Genomic DNA, 15,713 nt, shown 5'->3' with positions numbered 1-15,713 from the left:
GGTGGGGGGCCCGAACGTCGGGCCGAGTCCGCTCTGTGTGTCTCCGCTGAGGCGAGGCCCGGCGGAGGCTCCGAATGCCGGGCCTGATCCGCGTGGCGCGCCACCATCGAGCCCAGGCCCGGCGGACGCCATGTCAGTGCCGGAGGCAGGCCCGGCGGAAGCTCCGAAGCCGGGCATTAATCCGGCCCCGGCTGGACCGCCGAAACCGACGGCGGCCGTCGGCCCCGAGGTGGGTGCAGAGGGTGGGAAGATGTCGGGGAGCAGGTGCCGCACCAGCGGTAGGACCGGGCCGCCGCGGGCCATCTGCAGCTCGGTCAGGCGCTGTCGGACGCCGACGCGCTGGGCGATCGGGCCGAGGGCGGCGATGGCGTAGCGGGCCAGCGGGACCAGGGTGCCGTCGGCCGTCAGCAGGCCGGTCGCCTGGGCGGCCGCTACCAGGTCGGCGACCTCGTGCGGGGCGCGGCCGAGCAACGCCGTGGTCAGGTCGAAGGAGCCGCCGGCCTCGACGGCCAGCAGCAGCGTGCGCAGGTCGGCGCCGAGTTCGTCGAGCTCCGGCGCGAACGGCGCCAGCGCGGCGGCCGGGATGCGGGTGGGCGGTTCCGCGCCGGTGAGGGTGGGCACCAGCCGGGCGACGTAGCGGGGGACACCGCGGGTCAGCGTGCCGACGAACTCGGTGAGCGCGGGAGCCACGCCCCGGATCTGACCGGGTGTGAGCGCGGGCAGGGTTATCGCCGGGCGGCCGCGGCCCAGGGTCTCGGCCAGCCGGGCCAGCGGCGCCGGGCGTGGCCAGGGGCGGTAGGCCACGATCAACCGGGCGTCCGGCCGCTCGGCGATGGCGAGCAGTTCGGCCAGCCGGTGATCGTCCAGGCGGTGTGCGTCGTCGACCAGCAGCACCGAGCCCTCCGGGTCGGCCGCGGGCCGCCGGGGAGTGCTGACCGGGATGCCGGCCTCGGCCCACGCCCGGGACAACTCGCCGAGCAGCGTCGTCTTGCCGAAGCCGCCGGGCGCGCAGATGGCGGCGCCGATCGGTGCGGTGGGGTCGGTGCGAACATCCTGCAGCAGGTCGCCGGCGTCCGCGCCGATCGTCGACGGGTGGCTCATCGGCGCTGCACCTGCGGTCCGGCAATGTCCAGCGACGGACGGGGCGGCGGCAGCCCAGGCCCAGCGACGACGTCGCCCGGACCGGGCGCGGCCGGTGCCGCCACGGCCGACATCAGAGCGGCTGCTGTCGAAACGGCTGGCGTTGAGGTGTCTGGTCTCGAGGCGGCCGGTGTCAGCCCGGCTGGTCTCTGAGCGGCCGGTATCAACCCGGCCGATACCAACCCAGCCGATGTCAGGGCTGCTGGCCTCAGCCCGGCCGGAGTCGGCCCGGCCGGTGTCAACCCGGCCGCGGTCAGGATGGACGGGGTCATGGCAGTTGGTGTTGCGGCGGCTGGCTCCAGGGTGGCCGGTGTCGGGGCGGGCGAGGTCAAGGTGGTCGACATCTGGGCGATCGGCCGGGTTGGCGGCGCGGGGGTGGGGGGTCGGCCGGCGGGTGATGTCTCGGTTGGTGGGCGCAACGCGACCGCGGCGCCGCAGGCGATGGTGTGGCGGGGGTCGTCGTCCCGGATCACCGGTGCCGCGATCGTCTCGGCCAGGGCCTCGGCCACGATCGGGCGGGTCGTGCCGCCACCGGCCAGCAGCACCGCGGCCAGGTCACCTAGCGTGACGCCGGCGGCCTGCGCGGTGCGTCGGAACAGGTCGAGGATCGCGGCCATGGCGGCCCGGCACTCGGCCGGGCCACCCTCGGCCAGGTCGTCCCCGCCGATCTCGCTGTCCTCGGCCGAGGTGAGCAGCTCGAGCCGGCCGGGCTCGCCCGGGATGACCAGCGACACCTCGGTGCCGAGCCCGCCGATGCGGCAGACCGCGACCACCCGGCCCTCGGCGGTGTGCCGGCCGGTGGCGCGGTGTCGTTCCACCACGGCGCGGGCGCGGGTGACCAGCACCGCGTTGCTCATGTTGACGTCGTCCAGCGCCGCCCGGAGCAGGCCGACCCGGCCGGGGCCCCAGGTTGTCGGGTAGGCCAGGGCGATTCGGTCGGGACCCTCTTCCTCCCGCACCCAGACCGCGTCGGCGGCGCCGCGCGCCTGCTCGACGAGCAGTGCCTGCGGCGTGACGAACAGTTCCTCGCTGAACACCGGCACCTCGTCGCCGCATCGCCGGAACAGCCCGCTGACCGCGGGCAGCACGTCGGACGGCACCGGCTCGGGCGGACCCCAGCCGGCCGGATCGGAGGCGCGCCGGCACAGCGCGGTCCGGGCGGTGCCGGATCCGATATCGACGCCCAACAGGTACGGCACGTAGTTGCTCCTCACCATCGGTCAGTCGCCGATGGAGTGACGACGGGACCCCATGTTGGTACCAGACCGGACATCGGGGGGTCTTCCCCCAAAATCATGCCGCTCGATCCCCTAAACCCCCAACGCCGGGGGAGTGTCCCCACGAATCCCCTAATCCGCGATAGGGGAGCGTTCCCCGATCCACCGCATCCCGGCGGCACCTAGCGTCGTCCTCACGCCGGGCTAACCATCGCCTGGCGTGCAGACAAACGCAGTCAGGAGACGCTGCTCATGGATTCATCCCCGACGTTGCAGGACTTCGTCCTCAACCTGATCTACGACCCGAGTGCGCGGAGTGCTTTCGAGGTCGACCCGCACGGCAGCCTGCAGCAGGCTGGGCTCGGCGACGTGACGGCCGCCGACGTGCAGGACGTGCTTCCGCTCGTGCTCGACTTCGCCCCGCTCAGCGGGCTGACCAGCATCGATCCCGTGTCGCAGGTGGACAGCCTGACCATGGGCGTGGCCAACCTCGACATCGCCGGTGCGGCCGCGCACCTGCAGAGCATCACGGCGCAGCTCGGTGGCAACACCTCACACTTCACCGGCGACCTGAACGTCGCGGCGGCCGGTGCGGTGACGGTCTCGGTCGATCATCTGATCTCCGGCGCGCTGGACGGTGGTCTCGTCCTGCACGACGGCGGTCTCTTCGGCCACACCGGTCTCGGCGTGACCGGCGCGGGCGGCCTGGTCAGCGACGTGACCGGCACCGGCGGCCTGACCGCCGACTACGACCCGGGCACCGGGCTGGACGCGGGCGGCCACCTCGACGTCAACGCGGGTGTCACCGCGCCGGTGCAGCAGACCGTGACCGACGTGACGTCCGGCGCGGACGGTCTTGTCTCGGGCCTGACGCCCGGCCTGACCGGCTCGCTGGACGGCACCATCAACGCGATCACCGGCATCACCGGATCGATCGGCATCAGTGGCGCCCACGACCTTGACGTCTCGGGGGTGCACGGGGCAACCTCTTCGATCGTCGGCTCCGTCCTCGGCGCGGACCCGACGGGCGGCCTGTTGCCCGACGGCACCGGGGTCGACGGCACGGTCAGCGGCACAGTCAGCGGCATCGAGCACTCGGTCTCCGGCGTGGTCGGCGGCGTGACCGGCGCGGTCGAGCCCGACCACGGCCACGGCCTGCTCGGCGGCCTGACCGGCCTGGACTTCTGACCGGCAGCTGAGGACCGGCCACCGAGAGGCGGCCACCGAGAGGTGGCCAACGGGAAGCGGGCTGCTGGGAGGTGGCCAACGAGAGGTGGCTGCTGAGGGCGGCCGGCAAGAGGCGGCTGCCGGGAGGTGGCTGTTGAAAGATCGGCCGTTGGTGACCGGCAGGTGCGGGACCCGTTTGCTGGGGTCGCGCTGAGGATGCAGACGAGTGCCAGGGTTCGGCATTGCCGGATCGGGCCGGGAGGAAAGGAACGGCGAGCGCCCCGATGGAGAGTTGGGAAGCCGGACCCACGGCCTATGCGGGTCCGGCCTCCCCCGTCCGGCCAGGCCGGACGGAACTCGGTGCCCTCGCCGCCTCCGGCGCTTCGGCGTCGCTGTGGCTTGACGTTCTCGACGCGACGATCCGGACCTGCCAGGAGCATGGCCGGACCGACCTGGTGTCGTGGCTCTGGCAGCGCCGGGCGCAACTGCTGCACCCGCACCTGCGGGTGCTCGTGGTCGGCGCCGCCAAGCAGGGCAAGAGTCAGCTTATCAACGCCCTGATCAATGCCCCGGTCTGTGTTGTCGGCGAGGACCGGGGCACCACGGTGCCGACCGTGGTGCGGCACACCGAGGCGCCCACCGCCCAGCTGATCGTGCGGGCCGCGCCGGACACGGGGTGGACCCCGGACGCGGCGCGGCAGGACAGCATCCCGCTCGCGCTGGACCGGCTGGCCGACGCGCTGACCGAGACGGTGGCGGTCCAGCCGGCCGCGACGGTCGAGCGGCTGTACGCCGACGTCGGGGTGCCCCGGGCGCTGCTCGCCTCGGGTCTGCAGCTGATCGACACACCGCCGCTGCCGGGGCTGCCCGCGGTCGCGCCCGCCGCGGTCGGCCGGCTGCGCGAGCTGGCCACCGACGGCCGGGCCGACCTGGTGGTGTTCGTGTGCGAAGCAGGCCGGGAGCTGAGCGACGCCGAAGTGGACGTGCTGGCCGACCTGGCTCGGCTGTTCCCGAGCCTGGTGGTCGCGTACACCAAGACCGACTACGCGGCGCACTGGCGGCGTGATCTGGAGGCCAGCCGGATGCGGCTGGTGCAGGCGGGCGTGCCGGCCACGGTCGTGCCGCTGTCGGCCACGCTGCGGGCCCGCGCGGTGCAGACCGGTGACGCGGCGCTCAACGGCGAGTCCGGCTTCCCGGCGCTGATCAGCCTGCTCGAGGCCACCGTGGCGGCGAAGCCCGACCGCCTGGCCCGGGCCACCGTCGGTGTGCTCGGCCGGACGGTAACCGAGCGGCTCGCCGTGACCTTGCGCGACGATCTGGACGCGCAGCGGGCCGAGAGCGAGACCTCGCACGCCGTGAAGCGTCTGCACGAGACCCAGCGCCGGATGGATGAGCTGCGCAAATGTGCCACTCGCTGGCAGACGCGGCTGTCCGACGAGGTGGGTGACCTGATGTCGGACATCGAGCACGACCTGCGCGAACGCACCCGCGCGGTGATCGCCCGAGCCGACGAGACGTTCACCGAGGCCGACCCGGCGCGGGTGTGGGACGAGTTCGAGCAGTGGCTGCGGGAGGCCCTTCTGGAGGTTGCGCAGACCAGCCTGGGCTGGCTCGGCGACCGCGCCGAATGGCTGGCCCGGGCGGTGGCCGCCGAGTTCCCGGCCGACCTCGGCGACGTACTGCCGAACTGGGTGCCGGGCGTCCAGGGCGACGCGAGCGACCGGGTCACCGAGCTCGAGTCGCCGCCGGTCGAGCGGTTCACGATGACGCAGAAGCTGTTCACCGGCCTGCGCGGTTCCTACGGCGGCGTGCTGATGGTCGGCCTGGTCACCAGCCTCACCGGCATGTCGCTGATCAACCCGATCTCGCTGAGCGGCGGCGCGGTCTTCGGTGGGAAGAGCATTCGCGAGGAGGGTAAGTCGCTGCTCCGGCGCCGGCAGGCGGTGGCTCGCGCCACCGTCCGCCAGCACGTCGATGAGATCTACGTGGGCCTGGCCAAGGACGCCAAGGATTCGGTACGCCGGATCCAGCGCGCCCTGCGTGACCACTTCACCGCCGTAACCGAGGATCTACAGGAAGCGATCATCGAGTCGCTACGCAGTGCCAAGGCCGACGCGGAGCGCGAGGCCGCGGTCCGGGACGGCCGGGCTCGGCGCACCGAGCAGGAGTTGATTCGGCTGGCCGGCCTGCAGAAGCAGGCGTTGGGGCTGCTGGCAGGCCCGGGGTGACCGGGACCGAGCTGGCCGGCCGGCTGCTCGACGACGCCGCGCAGGTGTTCCGGGGCCACGAACGAGCCGAGACATGGCTGCGCCGGCACCGCGAGCGACTGGCCGAACCGTTGCGGCTGGCCATCGTCGGCCCGCCGCAGTCCGGCAAGTCCACCCTGGTCAACGCCTTGATCGGCGAGGATGTCGCGCCGGTCGTGGTGGACGGGGCAGCCGGCGCGCCGGTCTGGTTTCAGGACGGTCCCCGCCCGTCCGCGCAGATCTTCCCGGCGGCGTGGGCCGGGCCGATGCAGCGGGCCAACGGGCCGGGCCACACCGTCGCCGGCCCGGGTGTTCATGCGATGGGCGGGGTGTCCCGGGTGGTGGTGGACTGGCCGTGCCGGGCGCTGCGGCACACCCGGCTGCTCGACGCGGCCGGCGTCGACGGGGACGGCGAGGTGCCGGCCGACGCGATGCTCTACGTCACCCGGCACCTCGGCGACGACCTGACCGCGCTGGAGCAGGTGCAGTCCGGGCGGGGCGTGGGCGCGTTGCCCGTACACGTCATGGTGGTTTTGTCGCGGGCGGATGAAACCGCGGCCGGGCGGCCGGACGCAATCCTCAGCGCCCGCCAGATCGCCCGCCGGCGACGGCGCGAACCGCGCGTCGCCGCGCTCTGCCAGGACGTGGTCGCGGTCTCCGGGCAGCTCGCGCTGGCCGGGCGCAGTCTGCGCGAGGAGGAGTACGCGGCGGTGGCCGCGGTGGCGGCCCGGCCCCGGGCCGACGCCGACGCGGCTCTGCTGTCCACCGACCGTTTCCTGGCCGCCGGGTTCCCGGAAGGCCTGCTGCGGCAGTTCGGGCTCGGTGGTGTCCGGCTGGCCGTCACCCTGGTGCGGAGCGGTGCGCGGAGCCGGGCCGCGCTCGGGGCTCAACTGGTGCGGCAGAGCGGGCTGACCGAGTTGCAGGCGTCGGTCAGCGATCTGTTCACCGCGCGGCGGGATGCGCTCAAGGCCCGTACGGCGCTGATCGCCCTTGATCGTCTGTTGCGGGCCGAGAGCCGGCCGCAGGCCGCTCACCTGGTCGCCGAGCTTGACCGGCTGGTGGCCGGCGCGCACGAGTTTCGCGAGTTGCGGCTGCTGGCCGCCCTGCGGGCGGGCCGGGTCACGCTGCCGGCCGAGTTGGCGGTGGAGGCGCGGCGGCTGGCCGGTGGCGAGGGGACCGCGCACGCCGAGCGGCTCGGCCTTCCGGCCGAGAGTTCGCCCGAGCAGCTGTGGCCGGTCGCCGAGGACGCCGCGGGCCGATGGCATCAGCAGACCCGGGCCGCCACCAGCGCGGCCGGCCGGCGGGCCGCCGAGGTCGTGCTGCGCAGCTGCACCGCGATTCTCAACGACCTGGGCTGACCGTCGCAGCCGAGTCGCATTCGATTCGAGAGCTTTCAAATGGTCCACTGAAAAGTGTTACGTGCGTTATATGCATCCACAGCCTTGAATGCCGCGAAACCTGGTGGCAACGTGCTCCTCCAAGCCAAGGAGGAGAAACGATGAAACTGGCGAAAGCCGTACTGGCCGCTGTTCTGGTCTTCGGGGGAGTAGCGGCCGCGCTGCCGTCTCCCGCGGCCCATGCCCTGGAGAACGGCGTGGGACGCACTCCGCCGATGGGGTGGAACAGCTGGAACACGTTCGGTTGCAACATCAACGAGACGTTGATCCGGCAGATGGCCGACTCGATCGTCAACTCGGGTCTGCGGGATCTGGGCTACCAGTACGTCGTGGTCGACGACTGCTGGTTCAACCCCAGCCGGGACTCGGCCGGCAATCTGCAGGGTGATCCCACCCGCTTTCCCAGCGGGATGAAGTCGCTCGGCGACTACCTGCACGGCAAAGGGCTCAAATTCGGCCTGTACGAGGTGCCGGTGGACAAGACCTGCGCGCAGTACTTCAGCTCCTATCCCGGTGCCACCGGCAGTCAGGGGCACGAGGTTCAGGACGCGCGGCAGTTCGCTGCCTGGGGTGTGGACTACCTGAAGTACGACTGGTGTTCGCCCAACGGCACCATCAACGATCAGGTCACTACGTTCGCGAAGATGCGTGACGCGCTGGCCGCGACCGGGCGGCCGATTCTCTACAGCATCAACTCGAACAGCATCCATGCGAAAACGGGGCCGCAGCGCAACTGGGGTGACGTGGCGAACATCTGGCGTACCACCGAGGACATCACCAACGCGTGGGACACCGGCCAGAGCAACGGCTATCCGATGGGTGTGAAGAACATCGTCGACGTGACCGTGCCGCTCGCCGGGTACGCCAAGCCGGGGGCGTTCAACGATCCGGACATGATGGAGGTCGGCCGGGGCGGCATGACCGACACCGAGATGCGTTCGCACTTCGCTCTCTGGGCGATGATGGCCTCGCCGCTGATCGCCGGCAACGACATCCGCTCCATGGACACGGCCACCCAGGCCATCCTGAAGAACGCCCGGTTGATCGCGATCAACCAGGACACCCTTGGTCGGCAGGCGAGCTCGGTGGTCGCCGACGCCAACCAGCGGGTGCTGGCCAAGCGTCTGGCCAACGACGATGTCGCGGTGGCCCTGTTCAACCAGAGCGGTGCCACTCGGACGATTTCCACCACCGCCGCCACGATCGGGAAGACCGGATCGTCGTTCACCCTCGTCGATGCCTGGACCGGTGCCGCCACCACCAGCAGTGGCATGATCAGTGCGAGCGTGCCCGCCCACGGAACGGTGGTCTACCGGGTCAGCGGTGGCACCAGCGGCGAGCCGCCGGTGCCCACATCGACCACTCTGGTCAGTGCCTCCTCCGGGCGCTGCCTCGACGTGCCGAACAGCAATACCGCCAACGGCACCCAGCCGGTCATCTGGGACTGCGGCGCCGCCGCCAACCAGCAGTGGACCGTCTCCGGTCCGGCCCTGCAGTCACTGGGCAAGTGCCTCGACGCGCCCGCCGGGGCCACCGCCGGCGCCAAGGTGCAGCTCTGGGATTGCAACGGCGGTACCAACCAGCAGTGGACCTTCCAGTCCGACGGAACGATCCGCGGCAACCAGTCCGGTCTCTGCCTGGACGTCGATCACAATCTCACCGCCAACGGGACCGTGACCCTGCTGTGGACCTGCACTGCCGCCGCGAATCAGCGGTGGACCCGACGCTGATCGAAAATTGCACTGAAAATTTGTTATAGATACGCCCCAAGGCCTTTTTATTGATGCTTTGGGAGCGCTCCCGTAATGTGCCCGTCATGAGGATTAACGCTCAACGTAATGACCGGAATGAATGGTGGTGGCGCCCGGTCGCGGCGGTTCTCGTCCTTTTGCTCGGCGCGGCGATCTCGGCCGGTGTGCCGAGCGGGACGGCATCCGCCGCGGCCGGGACGACCGCCGGATGCGGCAAGGCGCCGACGCTGACCAGCGGCACCCGTTCCATCTCGAGCGGCGGCCAGAACCGCACCTACATCCTCCGGGTTCCCGGCAACTACGACCGCAACCGGCCGTACAAACTGATCTTCGCCTTCCACTGGCTGAACGGGACCGCCAACGACGTCGCGACCGGTGGCTCAGCCGGCGCGGTGTGGGCCTACTACGGGCAGCAGCAGCTCTCCGACAACAGCGCGATCCTGGTTGCACCGCAGGGCATCGACAACGGCTGGGCCAACACCGGCGGCCGGGACCTGACGCTTGTCGACAACCTGACCGCGTTGATCGAGGGTGACCTGTGCGTCGACACGTCGCAGCTGTTCGCCCTCGGCTGGAGCTACGGCGGCGCGATGAGCTACGCCGTCGCCTGCGCCCGCCCCGCCGTCTTCCGCGCGGTCGCCGTTCTGTCCGGTGCCAACCTGAGCGGATGCAGCGGTGGCACTCAGCCGGTCGCCTACCTGGGCATCCACGGCACGCACGACAGCGTGCTGAACATCTCGCAGGGCCGATCGATCCGCGACACCTTCGTGCGCAACAACGGCTGTACGGCGCAGAACCCACCCGAGCCGGCGCAGAACAGCCTCACCCACATCGTGACGGCGTACGCGGGCTGCCGGGCCGGATATCCGGTGAGGTGGGCGGCCTTCGACGGTGACCACACTCCCGAGCCGGTGGACGGGTCGACAAGCACGAGCGGCGCCCGCACCTGGACCGGCGGCGAGATCTGGAAGTTCTTCTCGCAGTTGCCGAGCAGTACTCCGAGCTCGCCGCCGAGCTCGCAGCCGACCACCTCGCCGCCGACGTCCCAGCCGACCACCTCGCCGCCGACCACCACGCCGGTCGCGTGCAGTGCCGCCTGGACGGTGGTCAGCACCTGGCCGGGCGGCTATCAGGTGGACGTCGCCGTGTCCGCCACCGGTTCGGCGCCCACCACCGGCTGGCGGGTGAACTGGACGATGCCCTCGGGTCAGTCGGTCAGCCAGGTCTGGAACGGCTCGCTCACCACCAACGGCAGCGCCGCCGCCGTGACCAATGCCGCCTACAACGGGGCACTCACCCCAGGTTCCGGCACTAGTTTCGGCCTGATCGTTTCCGGGAGCGGCGGCCCGGTACCGACGCTGACCTGCTCCGGAACCTGACCGGCGGGAGGGCTCCACGAGGAGACAGCATGAGAGCAACCGGCGTGCGGGCCTGGATGGTCGTGCTGCTGTGCGTCCTGTCGCTGGGCGTGGCCCCGGCGCCCGCCCGGGCCGACAACCCGATCGTGCAGACGATCTACACGGCCGATCCGGCGCCGCTGGTCCACAACGGCCGGGTCTACCTCTACACCGGGTACGACGAGGACCGTCGGATTCCTGGCCGACGGCACGCCGACCACCCCGGCCCTGGCCTGCACCCCCACCGCCTGATCCCCCTGGAGCGACCGTGAAGATCACCCGTAGCTGGATTTCCCTGGCGGCCGCGAGCGCCGCCCTTGTCCTCGCCGGTGCCGTGGCCGGCGCCGGTCCCGCGGCGGCCGAGTCGAACGGAGGTGTCCGCGTCCTGCCCCTCGGCGACTCCATCACCGAGGGCACACAGGTGCCCGGCGGTTACCGCATCGGCCTGTGGCAGCGGGTGAACGCCGCCGGATATCGCGTCGACCTCGTCGGCTCGCAGTTCAACGGGCCGGCCACCCTCGGCGACCACGACCACGAGGGCCACCCCGGCTGGCGGATCGACCAGATCGACGCCAACATCACCGGTTGGCTGGGCGCCACCACCCCGCGCACCGTGCTGTTGCACATCGGCACCAACGACATCCTGCAGAACTACAACGTGTCGTCCGCGCCGAACCGGCTCTCCACCCTGATCGACCACATCACCGCCGCGGCGCCGAACGCCGACGTCTTCGTGGCGACCATCATCCCGCTCTCCTCGGCGAGCCAGGAGTCGGCGGCGCGGGTCTTCAACGCCGCCATTCCCGGCATCGTGCAGGGTAAGGCCGGCGCGGGCAAGCACGTCCACCTCGTCGACATGCATGCCGCGCTGACCACCGCGGACCTGATCGACGGCATCCATCCCACCGCGACCGGCTACGACAAGATGGCCGCGGTCTGGTACGCCGCCGCGCGTTCCGTCCCCGGCAGCCTCGGCAACGGACCCACGCCGACCGGCCCGACCCCGAGCAGCCCGACGCCGAGCACTTCGGCCCCGACCACCCCGCCCGCCGGCGGAGCTGCCTGCACCGCGGCCTACACGCCGGCCGGCCAGTGGCCGGGCGGTTTCCAGGCTACGGTGACCGTCACCGCGGGCACCGCGCCGATCTCCGGCTGGACCGTCACCTGGCAATTCGCGAACGGGCAGACGATCACGCAGGCGTGGAACGCCACGGTGACCGCCAACGGCGCGGCCGTCACGGCCCGCAACGTCGGCTACAACGGCTCCCTCGCGGCCGGCGGCAGCACCCAGTTCGGGTTCCTGGCCAACGCACCCGGCACGATCAGCCCGCCCACCCTGGCCTGCGCCGCCGGCTCCTGAGATCACCGGATCCTGAGGTCACCGGGCCCGGAGATGCTCGACGATCCGGGAAAGGATGAACTCCTGGCCGGCCGGCGTCGGGTGCACGCCGTCGGACTCGAGGAGGTCGCCGCGGCCCGGTGCGCTCATAGCCCGATGGAGGTCGACGGCTCCGGGCGCGGTCTTGGTGACGACGTCGGCCACCTCGGCCACGTCGGAGGCGTGCCACCGCAGCGGGACATCACTGAAGAACGCGTCGGCACGGTGCTGGTCGACCGCCGGTGGGGTGATGACCGTGATCTCCGCGTTCAGATCCCGGGTGACCAGGTCGACCAGTGCCCGCAGGTTGCGTTCGGTCTCGTGGGCCGTGGCCATCCGGTAGCTTCCGGCGCGGCCGTGCGCACGGGCGTCGTTGGTGCCGAGCATCAGCAGGACCCGGCTCGGCTTGGCCGCCTCCAGCAGATCGAAGCGTTCCAGCACGTCGGCGGTGGTGTTGCCGCTGATGCTCAGGTTGATCAGCCCGGCCGTGGGGCCGCCGGCCAGCCCGATCGACGTGGCGAGTAGCTCGAACCAGCCGAGGCGGTCGGCGGTGATCGAGTCGCCGACCGCGACGATGCGGTCGCCGGGCCGGAACGGCAGGTCCGCGACCGCCTCGCGGTACCGGTCGTCGCTCAGCATCCGCACTGCCGTGGCCCGGGTCTCGTCGTGCAGCGAGCGAACCAGTGCACGGACCGTTTCCGGCGTGCTGGCCAGCATCTGCGCCAGCAGGTCGGTGTGCAGGTCGGCCGAGATCGGGAAGCGCCGCAGCAGCGGCCACTGCCCGGTGTCGGTGTAGCGGAGGAAATGGCGGCGCTCGTTGTCGGTGAAGGCACGGGCCGTCGGCTGTGGTGCGTTCATGTCTCAGCCCTTGATCGAACCTTGCAGCAGCGCGGTGACGAAGCGGCGCTGGAAGATGAGGAAGACCGCCAGGGTGGGCACCAGGATGAGCAGCGCCCCGGCGCACAGCAGCGGGATGTCAGTGCCCCACTGGCCTTGGAAGGCGCCGAGCGCCCCCGCCATGGTCCGTTTCTGTGGGTCGTCGACGAGCACGATGGCCAGCAGGAACTGGTTCCAGGTCCACAGGAACAGCAGGATGGCCAGCGAGGACAGGGCGGGCATGGCCAGCGGTACGTGCACCCGCCAGAACAGTTGCCAGGTGCTGGCGCCGTCGATCCGGGCGGCCTCCGACAGATCGTCCGGCATGGTCACGAAGTGGGCCCGCATCCAGACCACCGAGAACGGCATGAACAGGCCGATCAGCGGCAGGATGATCGCCCAGCGGGTGTTGAGCAGGCCCATGTCGCGCACCTGGTAGTACAGCGGCGTGATGATCCCCTCGAAGGGGAGGGTCAGGCCGAGCACGAAGACCAGGAAGCCGATCCGGTGGCCGGGCATCCGCAGGTGTCCGAAGGCGAAGCCGGCCAGAGCCCCGAACAGCAGCGAGAGCGGGACGACACCGAGCACGATGAGGCAGCTGGACCACAGGAGCTTGCCCATGTTCGCGGCCCGGAACGCGTCGGCGAAGTTGCCCCACTGCGGGCTGTCGGGCCAGGACAGCCCGGACGGGTAGGTGCCGGCCGGGTGGAGTGCGGTGACGAAGAGACTGATGAACGGCACGATGGTGATCACCATCAGCAGGACCAACAGGACCCGCCCGATCAGCGTCTCGCGGCGATTGACGATCATCGGGAACCGTCCCTGGTGAGGCGCTGGATCGGCAGGACGACGGCGAGGACGAGGAGGACCAGAGCGACGGCCAGGGCCGAGGCCATGCCGATCTCCCGTTCGGAGAAGGCGAGGTAGTAGATCTCCAGGCCAGGGACCATCGTGGAGTTGCCGGGGCCGCCCTGGGTGGCGATATAGACGATGTCGAAGCTGGCCAGGGCGGCGATCACGGTCACCGTGACGCTGACGCCGATCTCCTGGCGCAGGCTGGGCAGCGTGATCGAGAAGAACTCGCGCACCGGGCCGGCGCCGTCCAGCCGCGCCGCCTCGTACAGCGACGGGTCGATCTTGCTCATTCCGGCGAGCAGCAGCAGCGTGCAGAGGCCGACAAGCACCCAGGCACCGATCAGTCCGACGGCGGGCAGCGCGGTGCCGAAGTCGCCGAGCCAGGCCCGGGTGAGGCGGTCCAACCCGACCGCCGAGAGCAACTCGTTGGCCAGCCCGGTCGACGAGAGCAGCCAGCTCCACATGATGCCGGCCGCGACCAGCGGGATCACCTGGGGCAGGAACAGCACGGTGCGCGCCACGGCGGCCAGCCGGCTGGCCGCGATGCCGCGGATGGTCGCGGCCACGAACAGGCCGAGCAGCACCGGGACGAAGCTGAAGAACACGATCAGTTCGAACGCGTGCACGATCGTCGCGAACAGTTCCGAGTCGGTGAAGATCCGGCGGTAGTTGTCCAGACCGACCCACGTCGACGCGCCGATGCCGTTCCAGTCGTAGAACGAGTACTGCACGGTCAGCACCAGCGGACGCAGTACGAAGGTGGCGTACATGAGGATGGCCGGCAGCGCGAACAACCAGCCGAGCCAGGCCGCCCGGGGGCGGCGCGCGCGACGCGCGCGCCGCCCCGTGATCGGAACCGACATCAGTTCTTGACCTGGGTCTCGTAGTCCTTCTGCACGGATTTGAGCAGCGCGTCCGGGGTCTGCTGGCCGGCCGCCAGCTTCTGCAGCTGCGGCGTCCAGCTCTTGGCGTAGATGGCGCCGGTCGCGTTGGCGATGAAGTCCATCGCGCCGTTGTCCTTACCGATGGTCGCCCCGGCGTCGAGCGTGCCGGCGGTGACGGTCCCCGCCGCGACAGCCGGCATGTAGGCGTCGGAGGGGCCCATCGGGTGCGAACCGCCGACCTTGACCGCGATGTCCCGAGCCTGCTGGTTGGTGGCGACCCAGTTGAGGAAGAACGCGGCACAGTCGGCGTTCTTGGCCTTGCTGCTGATGCCGTAGGTGAGCGGCGCCGACATCGCGGCCTGCTTCCCGCCGGCGGTCGCCGACGGCATCAGGAAGAAGCCGACGTTGCCGGCCATCTGCTTGTCGAGGTTGCCCGACTCCCAGTCGCCGTCGAAGATGAACAGGTTCTTGCCGCCGATGAAGCGGCTCATCATCGTCGCGTAGTCCTGCGAGTTGATGTCGTCGGCGAAGTAACCCGCCTTGAGCCACTTCTCGAGGTGCTGGGTCGCCTGCAGATTGGTCGGCGTGTCGATGGTGGCGCCGGACTTCTGGAAGATCCAGTCGTTGATCGCGCCGGCCTCGCCGTACGCGGCCATCAGGTTTTGCAGGGGGAAGGCGAGGCCACCGGTGGCGCCGCCGTTGAACTGGTTGATCGGCGTGAGGCCGGCGGCCTTGGCCTTCTGCAGCAGGTCGTCGAGCTCGGCCAGGGTGGCCGGCGGCTTGGTCATCCCGATCTGGGCGGCCATCTTCTTGTTGTAGAAGATGCCGGTCATGCTGAAATTCAGGCCCATCGCGTAGAGCGGCCCGTCGCCGCGCTGACCGGTCGAGGACACCCGCATCTGCTCGAGCTGGGAGGCCGGCCACTTGTCCCAGCCGAACGCCTGCGCGTACCCGTCGAGGTTCTTCAGCAGGCCGTCCTTGACCAGTTCGGACACCTGGGGGAGGCGCATCAAATCCGGCGGGTCGTCGGCGAGGACCCGCGGGGCGTTCTGGGTGATCACCGCGAACTGGTCCTCGCGGATGTCCCACTTGACGTTCGGGTACTGCTTGGTGAACTCGTCGGACAGGCTCTTGGGCAGGGCGAAGCCGGTTTCGAAGTAACCCTTCAGCGTGACCGGGCCGGTGCCGCAGGTCGCGGACGTGACCGGGGCCGCGCTGGCGTTCGCGGCGGAGGAATCCGAGTTGTCGCCGGGTGCGCTGCACGCGCCCGCGAAAAGGGTGGCAAGGGTGAACGTGGCGAGTAGTGATCGGCGGGTGGGTCCATGAGCCATGTCAGGCCTCCAGGATCGCAGAATCTCCGGACGTGCCGAGGCACGGCCGGGTCCGGGGTAACGGTGGGATCGGT

General features: G+C 70.7%; 11 protein-coding genes and 2 pseudogenes. 7 read left to right on the top strand and 6 right to left on the bottom strand.

Annotated features, from left to right (window positions below; genetic code table 11):
* Both Ate02nite_RS28065 and Ate02nite_RS28060 read right to left on the bottom strand, forming a co-directional pair.
* Positions 1 to 1,101: pseudogene (locus Ate02nite_RS28065) on the bottom strand (hypothetical protein); the annotation flags it as partial.
* Positions 1,098 to 2,339: an Hsp70 family protein gene (locus Ate02nite_RS28060; RefSeq protein WP_203810820.1), complete on the bottom strand. Its 1,242-nt coding sequence runs from the start codon at positions 2,337 to 2,339 to the stop codon at positions 1,098 to 1,100. The gene Ate02nite_RS28060 and the pseudogene Ate02nite_RS28065, both read right to left, overlap by 4 nt.
* A 270-nt stretch (positions 2,340 to 2,609) precedes the next feature.
* On the opposite strand from Ate02nite_RS28060, the gene Ate02nite_RS28055 reads away from it, so the two are divergent.
* The 7 genes and pseudogenes from Ate02nite_RS28055 (at position 2,610) to Ate02nite_RS28025 (ending at position 11,675) form a co-directional block, all read left to right on the top strand.
* Entirely contained in the window at positions 2,610 to 3,545 is a 936-nt protein-coding gene (locus Ate02nite_RS28055) for an IniB N-terminal domain-containing protein (protein ID WP_203810819.1), read from the top strand.
* A 263-nt stretch (positions 3,546 to 3,808) separates the two neighbouring features.
* Positions 3,809 to 5,752 (top strand): dynamin family protein, encoded by a 1,944-nt coding sequence (locus Ate02nite_RS28050; RefSeq protein ID WP_203810818.1) that lies wholly within the window; start codon positions 3,809 to 3,811, stop codon positions 5,750 to 5,752.
* Positions 5,749 to 7,128, top strand: a complete 1,380-nt coding sequence (locus Ate02nite_RS28045) for a dynamin family protein (protein ID WP_203810817.1) — start codon at positions 5,749 to 5,751, stop codon at positions 7,126 to 7,128. The genes Ate02nite_RS28050 and Ate02nite_RS28045 overlap by 4 nt, the downstream gene beginning before the upstream one ends.
* Positions 7,129 to 7,268: 140 nt before the next feature.
* Positions 7,269 to 8,897 (top strand): glycoside hydrolase family 27 protein, encoded by a 1,629-nt coding sequence (locus Ate02nite_RS28040; RefSeq protein ID WP_203810816.1) that lies wholly within the window; start codon positions 7,269 to 7,271, stop codon positions 8,895 to 8,897.
* Between the two features lie 86 nt (positions 8,898 to 8,983).
* Positions 8,984 to 10,297 carry a CE1 family esterase gene (locus Ate02nite_RS28035; protein WP_203810815.1) on the top strand — a complete coding sequence of 438 codons (1,314 nt, stop codon included), beginning with the start codon at positions 8,984 to 8,986 and terminating at the stop codon, positions 10,295 to 10,297.
* A gap of 56 nt (positions 10,298 to 10,353) precedes the next feature.
* Positions 10,354 to 10,503 (top strand): annotated as a pseudogene (locus Ate02nite_RS48995) (glycoside hydrolase); the annotation flags it as partial.
* Between the two features lie 80 nt (positions 10,504 to 10,583).
* Positions 10,584 to 11,675 carry a cellulose binding domain-containing protein gene (locus tag Ate02nite_RS28025; RefSeq protein WP_438871263.1) on the top strand — a complete coding sequence of 364 codons (1,092 nt, stop codon included), beginning with the start codon at positions 10,584 to 10,586 and terminating at the stop codon, positions 11,673 to 11,675.
* A gap of 18 nt (positions 11,676 to 11,693) precedes the next feature.
* Here the strand turns inward: Ate02nite_RS28025 and Ate02nite_RS28020 are convergent, their stop codons facing one another.
* The 4 genes from Ate02nite_RS28020 to Ate02nite_RS28005 are packed head-to-tail and all read right to left on the bottom strand — an operon-like array spanning position 11,694 to position 15,639.
* On the bottom strand, positions 11,694 to 12,551 hold the full coding sequence (locus tag Ate02nite_RS28020) for an SGNH/GDSL hydrolase family protein (protein ID WP_203810814.1): 858 nt from the start codon (positions 12,549 to 12,551) through the stop codon (positions 11,694 to 11,696).
* 3 nt (positions 12,552 to 12,554) lie between these two features.
* Positions 12,555 to 13,379 carry a carbohydrate ABC transporter permease gene (locus Ate02nite_RS28015; protein ID WP_203810813.1) on the bottom strand — a complete coding sequence of 275 codons (825 nt, stop codon included), beginning with the start codon at positions 13,377 to 13,379 and terminating at the stop codon, positions 12,555 to 12,557.
* Positions 13,376 to 14,287 (bottom strand): carbohydrate ABC transporter permease, encoded by a 912-nt coding sequence (locus tag Ate02nite_RS28010; RefSeq protein WP_203810812.1) that lies wholly within the window; start codon positions 14,285 to 14,287, stop codon positions 13,376 to 13,378. The genes Ate02nite_RS28015 and Ate02nite_RS28010 overlap by 4 nt, the downstream gene beginning before the upstream one ends.
* Positions 14,287 to 15,639: an ABC transporter substrate-binding protein gene (locus Ate02nite_RS28005; protein ID WP_203810811.1), complete on the bottom strand. Its 1,353-nt coding sequence runs from the start codon at positions 15,637 to 15,639 to the stop codon at positions 14,287 to 14,289. Before Ate02nite_RS28005 ends, Ate02nite_RS28010 begins: the two co-directional genes overlap by 1 nt.
* Between the last annotated feature and the right edge of the window lie 74 nt (positions 15,640 to 15,713).

The sequence above is a fragment of the Paractinoplanes tereljensis genome, from assembly GCF_016862435.1.
GTDB lineage: Bacteria > Actinomycetota > Actinomycetes > Mycobacteriales > Micromonosporaceae > Actinoplanes > Actinoplanes tereljensis.
Note: the sequence above shows the minus strand (reverse complement) of the source record. Positions and strands in the feature narration are given on the sequence as shown.

Coding starts and splice junctions, on each gene's coding strand:
- Ate02nite_RS28035 (WP_203810815.1), top strand. CDS start 8,984: ATGAGGATTAACGCTCAACGTAATGACCGGAATGAATGGTGGTGGCGC.
- Ate02nite_RS28040 (WP_203810816.1), top strand. CDS start 7,269: ATGAAACTGGCGAAAGCCGTACTGGCCGCTGTTCTGGTCTTCGGGGGA.
- Ate02nite_RS28010 (WP_203810812.1), bottom strand. CDS start 14,287: ATGTCGGTTCCGATCACGGGGCGGCGCGCGCGTCGCGCGCGCCGCCCC.
- Ate02nite_RS28020 (WP_203810814.1), bottom strand. CDS start 12,551: ATGAACGCACCACAGCCGACGGCCCGTGCCTTCACCGACAACGAGCGC.
- Ate02nite_RS28050 (WP_203810818.1), top strand. CDS start 3,809: ATGGAGAGTTGGGAAGCCGGACCCACGGCCTATGCGGGTCCGGCCTCC.
- Ate02nite_RS28015 (WP_203810813.1), bottom strand. CDS start 13,379: ATGATCGTCAATCGCCGCGAGACGCTGATCGGGCGGGTCCTGTTGGTC.
- Ate02nite_RS28005 (WP_203810811.1), bottom strand. CDS start 15,639: ATGGCTCATGGACCCACCCGCCGATCACTACTCGCCACGTTCACCCTT.
- Ate02nite_RS28055 (WP_203810819.1), top strand. CDS start 2,610: ATGGATTCATCCCCGACGTTGCAGGACTTCGTCCTCAACCTGATCTAC.